Source organism: Hirschia maritima DSM 19733, assembly GCF_000378345.1.
In the GTDB taxonomy this organism is placed as follows: Bacteria; Pseudomonadota; Alphaproteobacteria; order Caulobacterales; family Hyphomonadaceae; genus Hirschia; species Hirschia maritima.
In genome coordinates this window covers 196594-214207 of the sequence record NZ_KB899548.1, presented here as the reverse complement: position 1 = coordinate 214207, position 17614 = coordinate 196594, and the positions used below count along the sequence as shown (strand labels likewise).

General features: G+C 46.3%; 20 protein-coding genes, 1 pseudogene and 1 riboswitch. Of the genes and pseudogenes, 9 read left to right on the top strand and 12 right to left on the bottom strand.

What is annotated here, in order from left to right:
* Positions 1–2: 2 nt before the first annotated feature.
* The 4 genes from F551_RS0114280 to F551_RS0114265 form a co-directional block, all read right to left on the bottom strand.
* Positions 3–377, bottom strand: a complete 375-nt coding sequence (locus tag F551_RS0114280; RefSeq protein ID WP_018998203.1) for a glycine cleavage system protein H — start codon at positions 375–377, stop codon at positions 3–5.
* A gap of 14 nt (positions 378–391) precedes the next feature.
* Positions 392–1543 (bottom strand): glycine cleavage system aminomethyltransferase GcvT, encoded by a 1152-nt coding sequence (gcvT, locus tag F551_RS0114275; protein ID WP_026296850.1) that lies wholly within the window; start codon positions 1541–1543, stop codon positions 392–394.
* 166 nt (positions 1544–1709) lie between these two features.
* A riboswitch (glycine riboswitch) is annotated at positions 1710–1799 on the bottom strand.
* 120 nt (positions 1800–1919) lie between these two features.
* Positions 1920–3686: an arginine--tRNA ligase gene (gene argS, locus F551_RS0114270; protein ID WP_018998201.1), complete on the bottom strand. Its 1767-nt coding sequence runs from the start codon at positions 3684–3686 to the stop codon at positions 1920–1922.
* Between the two features lie 82 nt (positions 3687–3768).
* Complete coding sequence (locus F551_RS0114265; RefSeq protein ID WP_018998200.1) at positions 3769–4362, bottom strand: hypothetical protein; 594 nt, start codon at positions 4360–4362, stop codon at positions 3769–3771.
* A gap of 187 nt (positions 4363–4549) precedes the next feature.
* Between F551_RS0114265 and ispH the strand changes: the two genes are divergently transcribed.
* Positions 4550–5500 carry a 4-hydroxy-3-methylbut-2-enyl diphosphate reductase gene (gene ispH, locus F551_RS0114260; protein ID WP_018998199.1) on the top strand — a complete coding sequence of 317 codons (951 nt, stop codon included), beginning with the start codon at positions 4550–4552 and terminating at the stop codon, positions 5498–5500.
* A 16-nt stretch (positions 5501–5516) separates the two neighbouring features.
* Positions 5517–6437 carry a sulfite exporter TauE/SafE family protein gene (locus F551_RS0114255; protein WP_018998198.1) on the top strand — a complete coding sequence of 307 codons (921 nt, stop codon included), beginning with the start codon at positions 5517–5519 and terminating at the stop codon, positions 6435–6437.
* Here the strand turns inward: F551_RS0114255 and F551_RS16770 are convergent.
* The gene (locus F551_RS16770; protein ID WP_033405171.1) at positions 6434–6784 is read right to left on the bottom strand and encodes a DUF3147 family protein; all 351 of its coding nucleotides are present in this window, start codon (positions 6782–6784) and stop codon (positions 6434–6436) included. The two genes, F551_RS0114255 and F551_RS16770, sit on opposite strands and share 4 nt — an antisense overlap.
* A gap of 174 nt (positions 6785–6958) precedes the next feature.
* On the opposite strand from F551_RS16770, the gene thrB reads away from it, so the two are divergent.
* From thrB to rnhA (F551_RS17645), 3 genes and pseudogenes are all read left to right on the top strand, one after another.
* Positions 6959–7921 carry a homoserine kinase gene (gene thrB / locus F551_RS0114245; RefSeq protein WP_018998196.1) on the top strand — a complete coding sequence of 321 codons (963 nt, stop codon included), beginning with the start codon at positions 6959–6961 and terminating at the stop codon, positions 7919–7921.
* A 167-nt stretch (positions 7922–8088) separates the two neighbouring features.
* Positions 8089–8526 (top strand): annotated as a pseudogene (gene rnhA, locus F551_RS17650) (ribonuclease HI); the annotation flags it as partial.
* Between the two features lie 69 nt (positions 8527–8595).
* Positions 8596–9048, top strand: a complete 453-nt coding sequence (rnhA, locus tag F551_RS17645) for a ribonuclease HI (protein ID WP_026296856.1) — start codon at positions 8596–8598, stop codon at positions 9046–9048.
* Positions 9049–9051: 3 nt separating this feature from the next.
* On the opposite strand, the gene F551_RS0114230 is transcribed toward rnhA (F551_RS17645), so the two are convergent.
* Entirely contained in the window at positions 9052–9432 is a 381-nt protein-coding gene (locus tag F551_RS0114230; RefSeq protein ID WP_018998195.1) for a winged helix-turn-helix transcriptional regulator, read from the bottom strand.
* A gap of 137 nt (positions 9433–9569) precedes the next feature.
* On the opposite strand from F551_RS0114230, the gene F551_RS0114225 reads away from it, so the two are divergent.
* Genes F551_RS0114225 through F551_RS0114215 form a run of 3 tightly spaced genes read left to right on the top strand, consistent with a single transcriptional unit; the run spans position 9570 to position 10785 of the window.
* Positions 9570–10196 carry a glutathione binding-like protein gene (locus F551_RS0114225; protein WP_018998194.1) on the top strand — a complete coding sequence of 209 codons (627 nt, stop codon included), beginning with the start codon at positions 9570–9572 and terminating at the stop codon, positions 10194–10196.
* A complete protein-coding gene (locus F551_RS0114220) occupies positions 10193–10576 on the top strand; it encodes a nuclear transport factor 2 family protein (protein WP_018998193.1) in 384 nt (127 codons plus the stop codon). Before F551_RS0114225 ends, F551_RS0114220 begins: the two co-directional genes overlap by 4 nt.
* Positions 10576–10785, top strand: a complete 210-nt coding sequence (locus tag F551_RS0114215; RefSeq protein ID WP_018998192.1) for a tautomerase family protein — start codon at positions 10576–10578, stop codon at positions 10783–10785. Before F551_RS0114220 ends, F551_RS0114215 begins: the two co-directional genes overlap by 1 nt.
* A gap of 60 nt (positions 10786–10845) precedes the next feature.
* Here the strand turns inward: F551_RS0114215 and F551_RS0114210 are convergent, their stop codons facing one another.
* The 3 genes from F551_RS0114210 to F551_RS0114200 form a co-directional block, all read right to left on the bottom strand.
* Positions 10846–11310 carry an NfeD family protein gene (locus tag F551_RS0114210; RefSeq protein WP_018998191.1) on the bottom strand — a complete coding sequence of 155 codons (465 nt, stop codon included), beginning with the start codon at positions 11308–11310 and terminating at the stop codon, positions 10846–10848.
* An 83-nt stretch (positions 11311–11393) separates the two neighbouring features.
* Positions 11394–12368 carry an SPFH domain-containing protein gene (locus F551_RS0114205; RefSeq protein ID WP_018998190.1) on the bottom strand — a complete coding sequence of 325 codons (975 nt, stop codon included), beginning with the start codon at positions 12366–12368 and terminating at the stop codon, positions 11394–11396.
* Between the two features lie 110 nt (positions 12369–12478).
* Positions 12479–12961, bottom strand: a complete 483-nt coding sequence (locus tag F551_RS0114200) for a peroxiredoxin (protein ID WP_018998189.1) — start codon at positions 12959–12961, stop codon at positions 12479–12481.
* A gap of 212 nt (positions 12962–13173) precedes the next feature.
* Here F551_RS0114200 and F551_RS0114195 point away from each other — a divergent pair, with 212 nt between their 5' ends.
* On the top strand, positions 13174–13731 hold the full coding sequence (locus F551_RS0114195) for a YqgE/AlgH family protein (protein WP_018998188.1): 558 nt from the start codon (positions 13174–13176) through the stop codon (positions 13729–13731).
* Here the strand turns inward: F551_RS0114195 and F551_RS0114190 are convergent.
* The 3 genes from F551_RS0114190 to thrC form a co-directional block, all read right to left on the bottom strand.
* Positions 13728–14828: an EAL domain-containing protein gene (locus tag F551_RS0114190; protein WP_018998187.1), complete on the bottom strand. Its 1101-nt coding sequence runs from the start codon at positions 14826–14828 to the stop codon at positions 13728–13730. The two genes, F551_RS0114195 and F551_RS0114190, sit on opposite strands and share 4 nt — an antisense overlap.
* 104 nt (positions 14829–14932) lie before the next feature.
* Positions 14933–16216, bottom strand: a complete 1284-nt coding sequence (locus F551_RS0114185) for a M16 family metallopeptidase (RefSeq protein ID WP_018998186.1) — start codon at positions 16214–16216, stop codon at positions 14933–14935.
* Positions 16213–17604 carry a threonine synthase gene (gene thrC, locus F551_RS0114180; protein ID WP_018998185.1) on the bottom strand — a complete coding sequence of 464 codons (1392 nt, stop codon included), beginning with the start codon at positions 17602–17604 and terminating at the stop codon, positions 16213–16215. Before thrC ends, F551_RS0114185 begins: the two co-directional genes overlap by 4 nt.
* Positions 17605–17614: the final 10 nt, after the last annotated feature.

Sequence of the window (17614 nt, the reverse complement as noted above, 5' to 3'; positions counted from 1 at the left end):
TCTTAGGCCCCGCAGAATTCTTTATAAGCAGCTTCATCCATCAAGCCATCCAGCTCATCTTTGTTGGACATTTTAATTTTATACAGCCACTCAACTGCAGTCAGCTTGGCGTGAAATTCTTCGGAATCACCTTCAAGAAAATCGTTCAGTTCGGTGATTTCACCAGACACAGGCGTATAAACTTCTACTGCGGCTTTAGCTTTTTCAAACACAAACAGAATATCACCTTTATTAACGTCATCATCGACTTCCAAAAGGTCTTCAGCAGCTACGATATCATCGCCCAATTGTTCTGCCGCATAAGCTGAAACACCTATGGTTGCTACGTCACCGTCAACTGACACCCATTCATGGTCTTCTGTGTATAATTTTGTCATGGTAATTGCCCTCTTTACCCGCGAAAATAATTTTGTTTGACGAACGGCATTTTCGTAACAATTGCCGCCCGCGGTTTGTTTCTTACAAGAATGTCTAATTCAGTGCCGGCTTGCATGTATGCACGCTGCACATATCCCATCGCCACTGGCTTGCCTGCAGTATGGCCATGCCCACCAGATGTGATGACGCCAATCACTTCACCATCCTTTGTGGCAATTTCAGCGCCTTCACGCGCAGGTGCTTTATCGACCAGTTCCAAACCAATGCGCTTCATCTCAGCACCATTTTCGATTTGAGAAAGAATCTTTCCCGCACCTGGGAAATCTGCCTCACTGCGTCGAACCTTAGAGACGGCCCAAGTCAGTGATGCTTCAATTGGTGTTTTGTTTTCATCCATGTCGTGGCCATACAAACAAAGACCTGCCTCAAGGCGCAAACTATCACGTGCTCCCAATCCGATAGGTGCAATATCAGCGTTCTCAAGCAATGCTTTGGCGATTGTTTCAGCATGTTCTGCTGGCACCAGAATCTCATAACCATCTTCTCCGGTATAACCAGAACAAGACGCGAGACAGTTGACGCCACAAACATCAACTCGTTTGGCTGTCATGAACACCATATCAGAGAGGTCCGGTGCATATTCAGCCATGACTGCTCGCGTTTTTGGGCCCTGCACGGCGATAAGTGCATTCTCATCTGCACGTTCCAGCACAGCGCCCTCGCATTTGTCAGCTATGAGCGCAAAATCATCTTCTTTGCAGCCTGCATTCACAACGATATAGAGGCTACCTTGCTCTTCAGGTGCAGCTGGACGTGTCACCATCAAGTCATCAAGAATGCCGCCATCTTCATTCAGCAAAAGCGTATAACGCATTTCACCCGGTGCGAGGCCAGCAATATCACCACAAACCAATTGCTCAAATATTCCAGAAATTTTTGCGTGTGCAGCATCCCCGGAAAGAGTCGTATCTTCTAATTTGAGGAATGCGGGTCCCATGTGAGACACATCAAACAGCCCACACTTTTCACGCACTTGATGATGCTCTGGAATAATACCCGATTCAAATTGGATTGGCATGGAATAGCCAGCAAAATCTACCATCTTGCCGCCAAGCGACTGGTTGAGATTAGATAAGGGCGTCGATTTCAATTGTGTGTTTGACACAGTACAAGATTCTCCACGGTCGGCATAAAGTTCGTATGGTTAACCATATGAACACTTCATGCCCCCGCTGTCTCTTGCACCTGAGAGATTCCGCAACGCCTTTAAGGCGAATGCTTGCTCCTTCGGCGAGGCTGCGCAATAAATTGCCGCCTCTTTCCAGCGTTTAAAATCTTTCGCGGTCCTTTTGCCTGAGCGTTTCCGGGGCGGTTGCGCCTTCGGCGATGGCGTTTAAGCCATTCTCTCCCGCGAGAGATATCAGTAATTACAATCTACTGACTTAATTCCTAAATGCCCAGCGAAACAACGAATCGTCAATAGGAAATTTTGGTTCCCAAAACAATTTCACGCCGCTGAACATATTTTAATCAGCCCTAGATTACATCCGCTCTGGTGTTTCAATTCCAATTAATGACAATCCGGTTTCGAGCTGTTTCAGTGTCGCTTGCGCCAGCGCTAATCGAGACGCTTTCACATCTGCTGGTACACCTTCTTTTAAAATTGGCGCGTTTGTCCAGAAACTTGAGAATGCTTGAGCAAGATTATAAACATGATCACAAATACCGTGTGGCGTGCGGTTGGCATAAGCAAGCTTTAGCGCACCTTCAAAAGCATCAAGCTGGAGCGCGAGTGCGCGTTCTTCTTTGAGTTCAAGATTGATTTCACCAGCTTTTATGCCCTCTTCTTTAGCACGACGCATTAGTGACTTCACACGCACCGCCGCATACAAAAGATACGGACCAGTCTTACCTTCAAAAGCGACAAACTGATCTAAATCAAACACGTAATTTTTAGTTCGAACGTTTGATAGATCCGCGAATTTGATTGCAGCTAGAGCCACTTTATCAGCAATATCAGCGCGCTCTTCAGCTGAGAAGTCTTCACCCATTCCTGTTTCAGCGAGACGTTCAATTGCTTTGTCTTTGGCCTGTTGAATGAAATCGTGAAGCTTTAGTACGCCACCTTCACGGGTTTTGAATGGCTTGCCATCTTTCCCATTCATCGTACCAAAACCGATGTGTTCAAGAGCAGCTTCTTTCTCATATCCAGCTATCTCAGCAGCACGGAAAACCTGTTCAAAGTGAAGCGCCTGACGCGCATCAACAACATATAATGTCAGATCTGGTTTATTCTCGCGCTTGCGATCAAGGATCGTTCCCATGTCTGTGGCGTGATAACCAACAGCACCCTGTGAATTTAACAACATGAATGGTGGAACATCTTTTTTATCTTCTTCGCGCTCCACGCGGATAATCCAAGCGCCATCATCAAGTTCAGCAACTTCACGAGACTTCAGATCTTCAACGATTTCAGGGATTAAGGTATTCGCGTCTGACTCCCCCTTCCAGAGGTCAAACTTCACACCAAGATCACCACATTCGCGCTCAAGGCCGACTTGCGTCACTTTGCAGAAGTGCTTCCATAAAGCGCGATACCCACGGCGACCAGCTTGTAGTTCAGCTGTTGCAGCTCGAGCCGCTTCTTTCTTGGATTCGTCTTCTTTTGCTTTGCCCGACGCCTGAGGATAGAGACGTTCAAGATCTGCCATACTTACAGGTGATTCAGCGGGGTAATCCCCCTCAAAATCAACGTCAAAATAAGGAAGATCAGGCTGTTCTTCTTGAACTTCGGTAATCAAAAGCCCCATTTGTAGGCCCCAATCACCTAGATGCACATCAGATGTTACATCATCGCCTAGAAAACGGAAAAGACGCTGCAAACTGTCACCGATAATTGTAGAACGCAGATGACCAATGTGCATAGGTTTAGCTACATTCCAGCCACCAAAATCCATCATCACAGAGCGCGATGTCTCTACTTTTCCACCGCCTGCTTGCTCATCAGACAAAACAAACGCTACACGTTTTTGAAGGGTGTCAGCAGATACTTTGATGTTGAGAAAACCGGGTCCAGCAACATCCACGCTCTCCACCATTTCCAACGCTTCAATCTTAGGCGCTACTTCACCAGCAATCTCACGCGGATTACGTTTTGCGGCTTTTGCAGCAGCCATAGCACCATTACACTGATAATCCGCAAGGTCCGGACGATCTGCGCGGCGCACTTGACCCAGCTTTTTTTCAAGACCAAAGCCTTCAAAAATATCGCCAACAGCGCTGCTCAATTCATTTGCAATATCAGTCATATCTCATTTTCCGGACCACTCAAATTAGCGTCCGCCTGTTACATCTGTTTTTCAATGAAAAGGCCCCAAAGGACCTTTAATCTTACTTTTGTCCTGCATTCACGCGGAAACGTTTTCCAGCGCGATTAAATGCCAATTCCTCATCAGTGAGATCAAACCCAACAAACACTTCAAAGTTGGAACCTGATACCGTCGCATTCGCGCGAGGAATGACAATGTTCTCAATTTTCTCGGTCACTGACACACGGTCAGCACCAGCCGGGAACGTCACCTTCAGCGGCAAAACCTGCTTTTCTATAACGGCACGGCCACGTCGCGTGACTGTTACGAAATAGTTGTAATCGTGCGTTACACCTTCAGCAGCTGGTCCGCGACCAAAAGCGAAATCGATCTCCATTTCCATCGTAATTGGATTTTCACCAACGTATCGACAAAAACTCTGTACGCCGACAATCTCACCTGTGAAGCCTACATTCTCAAAAACTTCATTGCCTTTGATCTCAACTTTACGCGCAGCATCAAACAATGACGCAGCTACAGGACATGGACCTTCATTTGGACGGTCATCAAGTGACTCTCTCACAGAAGAACAGCCTGAAACACTCAAAGCCAGAAGAGAAAATCCAGCAACTTTCATGAAGCCACCAAGTTTTGAACGTTTAATCAGTCCTGTCACGCGCAAATTCCTCGCATATTTTGACACATCCGGTTATGCAGTTTCGAGAATCGAAATGACGCACTTAACCTGAATGCGATTTGAATTTATTGCAGTGATAGCCCCCTGAGCGCTTGGGCGCAATGAGTTCATGGCCTATGTATGTGCAAGATTTGAAGTAAACATGCGAGTTTGAGGAAAAATCATCATGGAAACGCGGCCCGCACTGACAATTTTGCTCGCATCACCTCGTGGTTTCTGTGCAGGCGTGGATCGCGCAATCCATATTGTTGAACAAGCCATCGAAAAATGGGGTGCCCCCGTTTATGTTCGCCACGAAATCGTTCACAATCGTCATGTGGTTTCCCGACTAGAAAATTTAGGTGCCATTTTCGTAGAAGAATTGGATGATTGCCCTGATGATCGCCCCGTTGTTTTCTCTGCTCACGGTGTTCCAAAGGCTGTGCCTGCCGAAGCCGCTCGGCGAGAAATGACATATGTTGATGCCACCTGCCCCCTCGTATCTAAAGTACACATGGAGGCAGCCCGTCACGCAAAGAATGGTCTGCATACTCTGCTAATCGGTCACGCTGGACATCCCGAAGTCGTTGGCACTATGGGTCAAACAAATGATGGGACAATGACGCTTATCGAGACTGTAGAAGATGCAGCTAAAATTCAGCCTCAAGATCCCGGTAAACTTGCCTATGCCACTCAGACCACTCTATCAGTAGACGATACTGCAGAAATCGTTGCGACTTTGAAAAAACGATTTCCGAATATCAACGAACCAGCCAAAGATGACATTTGCTACGCCACCACTAACCGCCAAGAAGCTGTTAAAGCCCTTGCTCAAAATGCAGACCTTATGCTGGTCATAGGATCTCCCAACTCATCTAACTCTCAACGACTTGTGGAAGTTGCCTTGCGCGGAGGAGCTAAAAAATCCTATTTAGTCGGTTCAGCTGAAGAGATAAATTGGAACTGGTTTGATGACGTTTCCACACTAGGTCTATCAGCAGGTGCCTCCGCGCCTGAAACACTAGTTCAAGGCGTTATCGCAGCATGCCGTGCCCGTTTTGATGTTGAAGTCAAAGACGTGGTGACCGCCGAAGAAAACGTGGTATTTCACGCTCCCAAATGGCTCAGTCGCGCTTAGTTAGTGCTCTTTAGACATGCCAGGTCAAACGAAACGTTTTAACTTCCTATTCCTAATTCCCGCCTGCCTTGCAATTGCGTATGTTGTTGTTCTTTGGTGCGCCAATACAAGTGTTTCTGAGTTTTTATCACTCAGTCACCTTCCCCTTATTGGTTTGCTTGGTGCCATTATCGCAAATTCCTCTGGGACAGGAGGCGGTGTCGTTTTTCTGCCTGTTTTCAATACACTGAATGAAAGTGGACACCTCACACTCTCGCAAACCAACATACTAGCAGCCAGCTTTCTGATCCAATGTTTTGGAATGACAATGGGAGCTTTCATTTGGTGTAGAAAGCTTTATTCACCAGAGAACAATAGTCATTCTATTTCAATCAGCTCATTCTGGAAAACCGCAGCAGCTATTCTTGCTCTTGCTTTGCCCACGATGTTGGCAACTCAATACTTCACGAGATTTAACCCTTCCTGGATTTTCTTTTCATTCAAAATTTTTTCGATTTTCCTTGGTTTGACAGTCATTGCGACCACATTGAAAAATCGATCCACTACCGATGCGGACCTGAAACACGCTGTTTCAGATCAAGATTTTAAGGTTTTGCTATTATTGGCTCCGATTGGTGGATTCGCTAATGCTCTGTTTTCAGTCGGATTAGGCGAAATTGTCGCCCTGTATTTGTTTGCCCGTGGCTACAACATCATTACGAGCTCAGGGTTGGCCGTACTCATCTCTTGTGTGAGCGTTATTTTAGGCGCTCCCTATCACATCATAAATGAGAACGTCCCGTGGACCATTATAGCGTTCACCGCACCGGGCGCGCTATTAGGCGGCTACATGGCACGCCAAATCGCGCTGAACCTCGGCGCATTTAAACTAAAAATTCTCGCTGGGGGCTGGATTATGGTATCTGGAATCTTGTTACTGCTACTTAAACTGACTTAAAGGGCAATACCGGCGCGGCGCAAAAAGTATACAACCGCCCAACAACAAACTGCGGTTGCCAAAATGGACAAAGCAAAACTAGGCCAAAAATGAAGTCCAAGTTTTTGGCCGCCAATTAAAACAACAAAAAACGCCAGCCCCGGTGGTACAAGGAAAAAGGTCGTCGTCGCAAAGCGCGTGGCACTTTCAGCATCGCGGCCATCTACATAAATGTTTGCGACAGTCAACATCGTCGCCAACGGCAAAGCCACCATCAATGATGCAACCAGAGTAGAACGCTTTGCCACTTCCGAAAGAGCTGCGATGAATAACGCAGTTCCAACAGTTTTAAGAATAAACATCCACATTTTCACCACCCCTTTGCGCTCTAACCAGCGTGGCCTAGAAAACGAAGTCGGACAAGGTAAATCTAACTGAATTGCCAAACCATACTCATTAGAACAATTTTCTTTCAAAAACTGCTGCATTTTCGATATTATGGGAAGACATCACCTAAGGAATTGGGCTAATGCATAATTATTATGGCAGTATACACCGAAGTTGACGATCAATCGCTTGATACTTTTCTCGCAGATTATGACATTGGCCCCGCAATCGCTTTTAAGGGCATTGCTGAAGGCGTGGAAAATTCCAACTATTTGCTGGAAACCCCAAAGAGTCGGTTCATTCTCACACTTTTTGAAAAACGGGTGAATGAAGAAGACTTACCCTATTTTATGGGCGTCATGGATCATTTGGCATCCAAGAATTATCCGGCCCCTCTTCCTGTCAAAGGCAATGATGGTAAAGCGTTGCGTACTTTGTGCGGTCGCCCAGCAGTTATCATCACATTCCTAACCGGTATGTCGCTGAGCCGACCAAATGTAGAGCAATGTCGTCAATTAGGTATTGGACTTGCGAAGTTTCATAGTGCTTTGTCCGACTATTCAGGAAGCCGCCAAAACTCACTTTCTGTGGAGTCATGGCGTCCTATGTTTGAAGGTCGGGAAGCCGAAGCCAACGCAATAAATGGCGGACTAACTGCGCAGATACAATCTGATTTAGCAGAACTCGAAAAAAAGTGGCCGTCAAACCTGCCTACCGGCGTCATTCACGCTGATCTATTCCCAGACAACGCATTCTTCCTTGGGGACGACCTCACTGGCGTGATCGATTTCTATTTTGCATGCAATGATGCACTCGCCTACGACATTGCGATCTGTTTGAACGCATGGTGTTTTGAAGATGGGCGCGGTGAATACAACGCGACTAAGGGACGTGCGCTAATATCAGGTTATCAATCAATTCGCGCCCTCGAAGACGCCGAAAAAGAAGCATTACCAATCCTGTGTCGTGGTGCTGCTATGCGCTTTTTCCTGACACGATTAGTAGATTGGGCAGCTACCCCCAAAGATGCCCTAGTAAGGCCTAAAAATCCTATAGAGTATGCTGAAAAACTAGGATTTCACCGCAAAGCCAAGGGCTTTTTTGATTACGGTGGATAAACCAATTACGGTTTTTGGCCTGATAGCGGTCTTAATATAAGCACCCGTCATTATTCCAATTGAATAATATTCGGTTCTCCCTACCCTTTCACACCGAGGCGGGTGCACCTTTATTTGGCTGCAACACAGCCCTTGACCTCCTCCACAAATCATCTCACCTCCAGAGCATGACTGATACTATTCGAATTTGGACAGACGGCGCTTGTTCGGGAAACCCTGGACCGGGCGGCTGGGGCGCACTCATTATCAATAATGGCCAGGAGACCGAACTTTATGGAAGTGCCCCCAGCACCACCAATAACCGAATGGAATTAAAGGCGGCGATCGAAGCGTTAAACTCGCTAGAAGCGTCTTCCAAGATCGAGCTAAATACCGATTCCACATATGTTAAAGATGGCCTGACGAAGTGGATACATGGCTGGAAGAGAAATGGCTGGAAAACCGCCGCAAAAAAGCCAGTCAAAAACAAAGACCTTTGGCAAGCTCTCGATGAAGCGTGTAGTCGCCATCAAATTGAATGGAAATGGGTCAAAGGTCACGCGGGCGATGAAGGCAATGAGCGCGCTGATGCCCTCGCAGTAAAAGGTTCTCGCGAAGCAGCTGGACAAGCCCCCGTCTCCCCTGAGGAAGACGGAGTATCACAGGCAGATCACACTCCCCCTCACAAAGCTCGCATAGCCCCTTCGGACAGTGTGCATATATGGACAGATGGAGCCTGTTCAGGAAACCCCGGTCCGGGTGGATGGGGAGCTTTGGTCGTCGCTGATGGACAGGAAACCGAACTCTTTGGCAGCGAAAAAGACACCACAAACAACCGAATGGAGTTGGCGGGAGCCATTGAAGCCCTCAATTCCCTCACAAATCCATCAAATGTCATTCTCAATACAGACTCCACATACGTCAAAGATGGCCTAACAAAGTGGATACATGGCTGGAAAAAAAATGGCTGGAAAACCGCCGCAAAGAAGCCGGTCAAAAACAAAGACTTATGGCAAGCTCTCGATGAAGCCTGCAGCCGCCATAAAATTGAATGGAAATGGGTCAAAGGTCACGCGGGTGATGAAGGCAATGAACGCGCAGATGCCCTCGCTGTGAGAGGTTCTCAAGAAGCGTCAGAACTGGACTAAATTTTACTTAGCCAACTTGGCCGCAACATCATCTACTCCATGCCCCTGTGTTTTCAATTTGTGCCCCACTGCAACCAACGCATCTAACGCGGGCACAATCTCCTTTCCAATTTCGGTGAGGTTATACTCCACAGAAGGCGGCGATGTCGGCAGCACTTTTCGTTCAATAATTCCACGCGCTTCAAGCTCTGTTAGGCGCGTAGACAAAACCTTGGCTGATACTGGCGGAATATCTATTCGCAATTCACTAAATCGCCTAGGCCCCTCCCTCAAAACCCAAATGACATTGGGTGCCCATGCACCTGATATAAACGCCATGCAGTGCGTTAGAGCGCATGGTTTAGGTGGTTGTGGACTTTTGTTTTTACGAACTTTGAGAACCATTAGAAATTCCAGTTACCGCACGAAAACTAGGTTACTTGGTGGTAACCACAAAACATAAGTTACCAGAAGAAACCTAGTTGGCAAATGAAACTATGGATATCAAATAAGTGTCGTCAACGTTTCACAGGAGATGACATATGAAACTCTATTTCAAACCAGGTGCCTGCTCACTTGCCTCACGTATAGTGCTAAACGAATTGAACATCCCATTTACTGCAGAGGCGGTTGATGTCGCTGAAGGTAAAACTGAATCAGGTAAGAATTTTAGACTCATCAACCCGAATGGTTATGTTCCCGTGTTGGAGATCTCAGAAGGCGTGCATCTGACTGAAAACGCAGCCATCTTGCAATTCATTGCAGATGCAGAACCAACCTCATCGCTAGTTCCACTCAATGGCACAATAGAACGCGCACGTTTGCAGGAGGCCCTCAGCTTTGCGGGTTCCGAACTTCATAAGGCATATAGTCCGTTTTTCAGAACGCCCGATATGAGCGGTGAACTGCGCGCTCAATCCATTCAAAACGCATACAAAAAAATACAACACATTGAAAACCAATTGGCAGACGGTCGAGAGTATTTAACAGGAAACACCTTCAGCATTGCCGATGCATATACCGCTGTCATTCTCAATTGGTCGAATTTCATAAATTTGGACTTAGCCAAATTTCAGAATGTAAAAGACTATCTAGACCGCATTCTTTCCCGCCCTTCTGTCGTTGAATCACTACGACAGGAAGGCCTAATTGAGGGCAATGCAGCATGAAGTCTTCCAACTTTTCTCAGATCGAAGAACTTCTAAACGCATATTTCGACATGCTCTATTTCTGTGATTTGGAATTATTTGATCGTGTTTTCCATCCCGCGGCCCTGTACGCGACTGCAGACGAGAAACCTGGTCTCATTCGAAATATGCAGGGATATCGTCAAATCATTGAAAAACGCGAATCTCCTTCGGATAGAAACGAAGCGCGTCGCGATGTAATCGATAGTATTCGATTTGCTGGAGACAACACTGCATTTGCGGAAGTTCGCTGCAGCATTGGGCAGCGCGATTTTGTAGACTTTCTAACAATCATCCGAACTAAAAATGAGTGGAAAATCATCTCTAAAATTTTCCACATTTCAAAGAAAGAAGCTGCGTAATGCCTTATGTGAACATAAAAATCACGCGTGAAGGTGACGTAACACCGGAGCAAAAAGCGAAACTCATACAAGGTGCAACAGATCTTCTTTCGGATGTTTTAAACAAGGACCCAAGAACTACAGTTGTTGTAATTGATGAAATTAAGTTGGAAAATTGGGGAATGGGCGGTTTACCTGCTCTTGAATATAGAAAGACGCTGGCAGACTAAAACGAATAAAGCCCGAACAATTTTTGTTCGGGCTCTCCAGTCTTTAATCTAAGTCGGGGATTACGCAGTTTTGACAACTACAGTCGAACCTTCACCTGATACGATTTCTACGCTATCTCCAACAGTTGGAGCGGTGCCCCCATCAAACTGGGCGCGCCATTCTGAGTCATTGATCTTAACGCGTCCAAAACCGCCAACAAATTCGCTCGTTACCAGCGCAGTTTGACCAACCATATTTGCGAAACGATCATTCAGGTTTGGGTGGGTTGATTTGGGATTTCTTAAACCACCAAACAAAGTGCGCCCAGCAAGCACAAGAGCGACCGCCGCAATTGCGAATACACCAACTTCATATTCCCAACTCGACATGCTTTCCGGTGCAACTGATGCAAATAAAGCAGTGATACCAGCTGCTATTGCAGTCCACAAAAGATCAAATGTGCCTACGGCAATTTCAACAACCAATAAGCCCAAAGCAAGTGCAATCCAGTGCCAGACCGTCAGTTCACTAAACAAAACATCCATCTAAATGGCTCCTTCATCTCTATTGCTAAAAATTATTGAGGATAAAGGCGGACAAATTAAGTCCGCCTTGTGACATTTGAGAATTATCCTTCCCACGGCGATGATGAACCTGATCCACCATTGCCACCAGAGCCACCCTTATCGCCTTTTGTCGGCTTGGTGCCAGTCAAAGATGTAATTCCTTCAATCGCACCTGCAATGCCTGCAAACTCAGCAGGAACAATCACTGTGCGCTGTTGGTCAGATGACGCAAGCGCTTTAAATGCTTGAATGTATTCTTGACCAAGGAAGTAATTCACAGCGTTAACATCACCAGCTGCAATAGCTTCAGATACATCTTTTGTAGCTTTAGCCTCCGCTTCGGCTTCACGTTCACGCGCTTCTGCATCACGGAAAGCTGCTTCTTTACGTCCCTCTGCTTGAAGTACTGCAGATTGTTTTTCACCTTCAGCTCGCAAAATTGCAGATTGTTTATCACCTTCCGCCTGAAGAATTTCAGCACGCTTGATACGTTCTGCCTTCATCTGGCGCGCCATAGCTTCAGTAATGTCAGCTGGCGGTGATAAATCCGCAATCTCGATACGTGTCACTTTCACGCCCCAAGGGTTTGTTGCAGCATCAATCACGCTCAATAGACGCGCATTGATGTCATCACGGTTGGATAAAACTTCATCCAAATCCATAGAACCAACAACGGTACGGATATTGGTCAGCGCCAAGTTTGTAATCGCACGATGCAAATCATTCACTTCATATGAAGCAGGCACTGCATCAACCACTTGTGTAAACACAACAGCATCACATGAAACCATCGCGTTATCTTTTGTGATCACTTCTTGTTGAGGAACATCAAGCACAGTTTCCATCATATTCACTTTGTGACCAATGCGGTCAAAAAACGGTACGATGAAAGAAAGCCCCGGTGATAAAGTCGTTGTATATCGACCAAATCTTTCAACTGTATACATGTGTCCTTGAGGCACGACCTGAACCGCACTCATAACAACAAATACTGCAAATACGATCCCAACTATAGCTACTATAGAATAACCTTCCATAACGTCCCTTTCGATAATGAATGTTTGTTCATTTTACCATGCAGCGAAGTAAAAATCCAATATAATTCAAGAAATAACGAATTATGTCAGAATTCTATACTCAATTGTGTTTAAAGCTGGGCAAGCATATATTCAGCAGAAGAAACTTTAAACTCACCACCCTCTTCTATATTTAATTCAACAACTTTGCCGTCTTTAATCAACATAGAATAACGTTTTGAACGTGGGCCCATTCCAAAAGCGCGACCATCAAGCTGAGTGCCTGTCAATTCCGCAAATTCAGCGTTTCCATCTGCAAGCATGATAACGTCACTTCCAACACCCGCGCTTTTACCCCATGCATCCATCACAAACACATCATTGACTGATACACAGGCAATCTTGTCTACGCCTTTTGCTTTTAGCTCATCTTTTTTATCGACGAAGCCAGGCAAGTGGCTAACTGAACATGTTGGTGTGAAAGCACCCGGCACTGAGAAAAGCGCGACGGTTGCACCTTTTGTCAGATCTTTAATTGATAAAGCCTCTGGTCCATTCTCACCCATAATTGTGAAATCAAAATCCGGTAATGCATCACCTTTTGAGAGTGCCATTTTTTGTCCCTTAGTTTTAGGATTCAGTTTCAAACATGAATCACCACAAATTTAACATTGAGGGATGTTACCGCAGCTTGTGCCTCGTGCAATCTCGTTTAGACGACAAACTATAGTCATTCTCGAAAATTCTATAACTTTTCATCCTAACCTCTCTTGCGGAATGGTTAATTTAGAGCGACCTTGCATTTCCTCGGAATTGGAGAGCAGTTTTGGACGGTTCACTGCAAGGTAAAGTTTTAATCGCATTACCAACGATCAAAGACCCCCTCTTTGAGCGCGCGGTCATTTTATTGTGTGCTCACAATGAAGAGCATGCGATGGGGATCGTCATTAATCGTCCGATGCCAGATCTTGGGTGTGATGAATTATTTGAGCAATTGGGAATGGATAGCCCTCCCAAAGGACAAATTCCTTTGCTCCAAGGTGGCCCAGTCCGTCCCGAACGTGGCTTTGTCTTGCATTCTGATGATTATGACGCCGAAGGCACGACCGCTCCAATTACCGACGGAGTATGCTTAACGGCAACTGAGGATGTTTTACTAGCTCTAGCTTCAGATACACCTCCCGAAAAAGCAGTTTTAGCGCTGGGGTATGCTGGATGGAGTGAAGGTCAGCTAGAGGAAGAGATCATGGATAATGTCTGGTTAGTTGCCGATGCCAGCGAGGCACTTGTCTATGATAGATCCTATAATACCAAATGGAATCGTGCACTCGCAAGTATTGGTGTCTCTCCCGAAAATCTTCACTCTCAAGGTGGACAAGCTTAAAGGCTGACATCCATGGGCTGCAAGGATAGAGGTGTCTGGTTTGAGCGCAAAAACTCTAACACTGCATCTTCACAAATTGGCTCTCCACTAATGAACCCTTGCAAATAGTCACACCCAACATCCTGCATTTGTTTGGCGAGCATTTGCGTTTCTACACCCTCGGCTGTGACCGTCATGTCTAATTCATGCGCCAACTCGATTATCGATTTAATGATAATGCGCCCTCTTGGTCTAGTCATCATAGACGTCAAGCGTTGATCCAACTTCAAACCATCAGCAGGAATATCTGCAAGCCACGCTAGAGAAGAATGCCCTGCTCCAAAATCATCTAAAACAATTCCTGCACCTGCTGCACGAAAAGCTGCAAAAGCACCAAGAGCACGGTTAACATCTCTAAGTGCAGCTTGCTCAGTCAATTCGATTCTCAAAACATCTCGTGGCAATCCACAGCTTCGAATAATGCTTTCAACTTCTTGCACTAACGCAGCTCGAGCAATTTCAGCAGCAGATAAATTCACTTGCATGAAGACATCACCAACGCTGGCTCGAAACCTTGCAAGAGCTTTAGCCGCTTTATCAAGCATAGTTGGCGCAACATGAGTCCAATCTGCAGCCAATCCAAATTCAGAAAGCCCTTCTGGGCCAATCAGCTCTCCGGTAGGTGTACGCCAGCGCGCCAACGCTTCAAACCCGGCTAATTCAAATGTCTTAGCGTTCCAAATCGGTTGATATACCGGTTCCAAACCATCTACATTGGTGATTTTGTGTTGGCTTGATTTGCTCCGCGCATAAAGCAAACCTCTCGCCGTACCATTATCAATAACTGATCCGATAATTCGCGCAGCATCACCATTGCGAAGCGTTACTTTTTGATCAATGGCAACATCAGTATTTTTACCGTTGAGCGTTTTCTCAACACCCGAACGTGCCAGCCCATCTAATTGAGATAAAAACTCTTCGAGTGTCCACTCTCCCGCCATGTGCTCGAGAGGACTGGCTGGCTCTGCTTCAATTGTCAGACGCGCATCAAGTTTCGACCAATGCCAAACAGCTGCTCTCGCTGCTCGAATAGCCGTTGTCTCATCCACACGCGTCATCGAATTACTCCTGATTCAAGATTGGAGTCTAAACTGCCATGTTTAAAATAGCGAGAGAGGATAAGAACTGATTCCACACAAATTTACTTAATGTATTTACAAAGTTAATCGCCGGAAAATTCAAACGCTGCATCAAGTGCTTCGGCTGGCCCGACACAACTCGCAGTGCGCGCATCATTAACTGAAGACTGAACACAAGCCTGCACATCTTCGAGTGTAACTTGATCGATCTGCTGCAACACTTCCGACAAATTCAGCAATCGATTGAAAGTGAACAATTCATATGCACCTGAACTTGCCCTGGCAGCAGGCCCTTCAGATGACATCGCAAATTGTGCTTTTTGAACTGCAATAGCGCGTTTCATTTCAGCTTGAGTTGGTCCTTTTTCAGCAAACTCAAACCACATATCTTTGACAATTTTTTGAACATCCGATGCATCTGCAGGATCGCATCCGCAATATACATTGAAACGTCCCGTATCCTGATAACTATCAAATTCCGCATCTATCGTGTATGCGAGGCCGCGTTTTTCACGCACCTCTTGATACAAACGCGACGACATTCCACCACCAAATATCTCTTCAAACAACCTAGCTGCAAAGCGATCATTGGTTAAAGAATTTGGTGCTGACATCGACAGCACCAAATGCGCTTGTTCAGTGTCGCGTTCTCTTACCATCGCGCCCTGACCTGATTTAGGAGTAACACGATTTGGCTGTTCACCAACCTTTAGAGGGAGCAACCATTTTTCTGCTTGAGCAATAATCTCTTCACGATCAAACCCACCCGCGACAGACATCACAATGCGGTTTGACACATAATGTTCTTCAACGAACCGTTTAAGCTGAGCAATGCCAATGTCTGCTAGAGTATCTTCAGTGCCCAGAACTGAACGCCCGACAGCATGGTTCGGCCAAGAAGCAGATTGCGCCAATTCAAACACAAGGTCCTCTGCTTGGTCCGCCGCCTCACCGATTTCTTGAAGAACAACGCCTCTTTCTCGATCCAACTCATCCTGAGGCAAATGCTGATCTAGGGCCAAGCCAGCAGCAATACCGATCATATTTGCAGCGTCATCAGCCAGACTTCGGATATAAAAGCCCGTGCGCTCATAACTCGTTGATGCATTTAGTATCGCACCTCGATCCTCAACAGATTGTACGAGTTCCAGTGCTCCCAAGCCGCCAGCACCTTTAAAAGCCATATGCTCTAAAAGGTGCGCAATTCCATTATTGCTTTTTGTTTCATCTCTTGCCCCAGCATTGATCCACACACCAACACTTGCAGTTCTAACGTGTGGCATAGGATCAAGAACGAGCCGCGCTCCATTTGGGAATACCAACAGCTCTCGATCGTCATCGTTTAAATGGGCTAAAGATTTGTTCAAGCAGTCACCCGAGAGAGAGCAACCATTCGTTCTTTCACATGGCTGATATCCATAGGTCCCGTCTCAAAAACTTCTGGACGAGACGTGAACTCATGAGCACGCAATGGCAAAGGTGCATCCTGCCCGATCGCTTTTTTTACCGTCTCAGGGAATTTTGCTGCGTGAGCCGTTGATAACACAACATCCACAATATCAGCTTCCGAAGGATTGTGACGTGCAGCGTGTAATCCAACAGCAGTATGTGGACATACCTGCCAACCTGTTTCTTCAAGCGTTTTTTGCATTTCCACAAATGTTTCTGCATCCGTGACCGAACTCGCCTTAAAGCCCATACATCCAAGTGGCCCAATGGCTTTTTCTGGAAGAGGTGCTGAGCCTTCTTTGGCCAACTGGTCATAAGCCGCTTTAATCACGCCACCATCACGACCAGCTGCTTCAAACACTAAACGCTCAAAGTTAGACGGTACCTGAATATCCATCGCTGGACTCGCTGTGGGTGTGGTCTTCCCTTTTTCAAGGTTCTCACCTGCCAGCAAACGCGCCATTGCATCATTTGCATTCACAGCCACATGACATTCAAATCCATTGAGCAATCCGGAACGGGCAGCAACATATCCCGCCAATGCATCACCGAAATTACCCGATGGCACAACAAAACGAATTTTGGCATCTGCACCCAATTGAGCTTGCGCTGTTGCAAAATAAACAGACTGCGCAGCGATACGTGTCCAGTTGATGGAATTCACACCGGATAGGTTTAATCGACGCTTTGTTTGTTCATCAGCGAACAGTTCTTTCACTATCGCCTGACACTGATCGAAATCCCCTTCGAGCGCAAAATTATGGATATTGCTTGCACCGGTAGCCGACATGAAAACACGCTGCACTGGCGAAATACGATTGTGCGGATGCAAGATCATCACATCCACATTTTCAGCACCTGCAAATGCTGCGGCTGCAGCTCCACCTGTGTCACCAGATGTGGCGCACACAATCGTCATGCGTTCACCACGAAGGCCCAAAGCGTAATCGTAAAGCTGTGCAATAAAACGCATCGCAACATCTTTAAATGCCAATGTTGGACCATGGTGCAATTCCATCATCCATTTGCTCTGCCCAATCTGAGTAAGCGGTGCAACTGATTGATGCGAAAATGCACCATATGCTTTGGCAGCAAGCCCTTCAATGATATCATATTCAATCGTGTCGCCAGCAAATGCCTTGAGGATACGTGCAGCCGTCACATGATACGGTTCATCCTGAGCTGGACGATCAATCGTTGGAAACTCCTGAGGCGTATACAATCCACCATCAGGCGCGAGACCAGCAAGACTAGCTGTCACAAAATCCACCGGCTCAGCGCCGCCACGAGTTGAAATATAGCGCATGGGGGTCAAT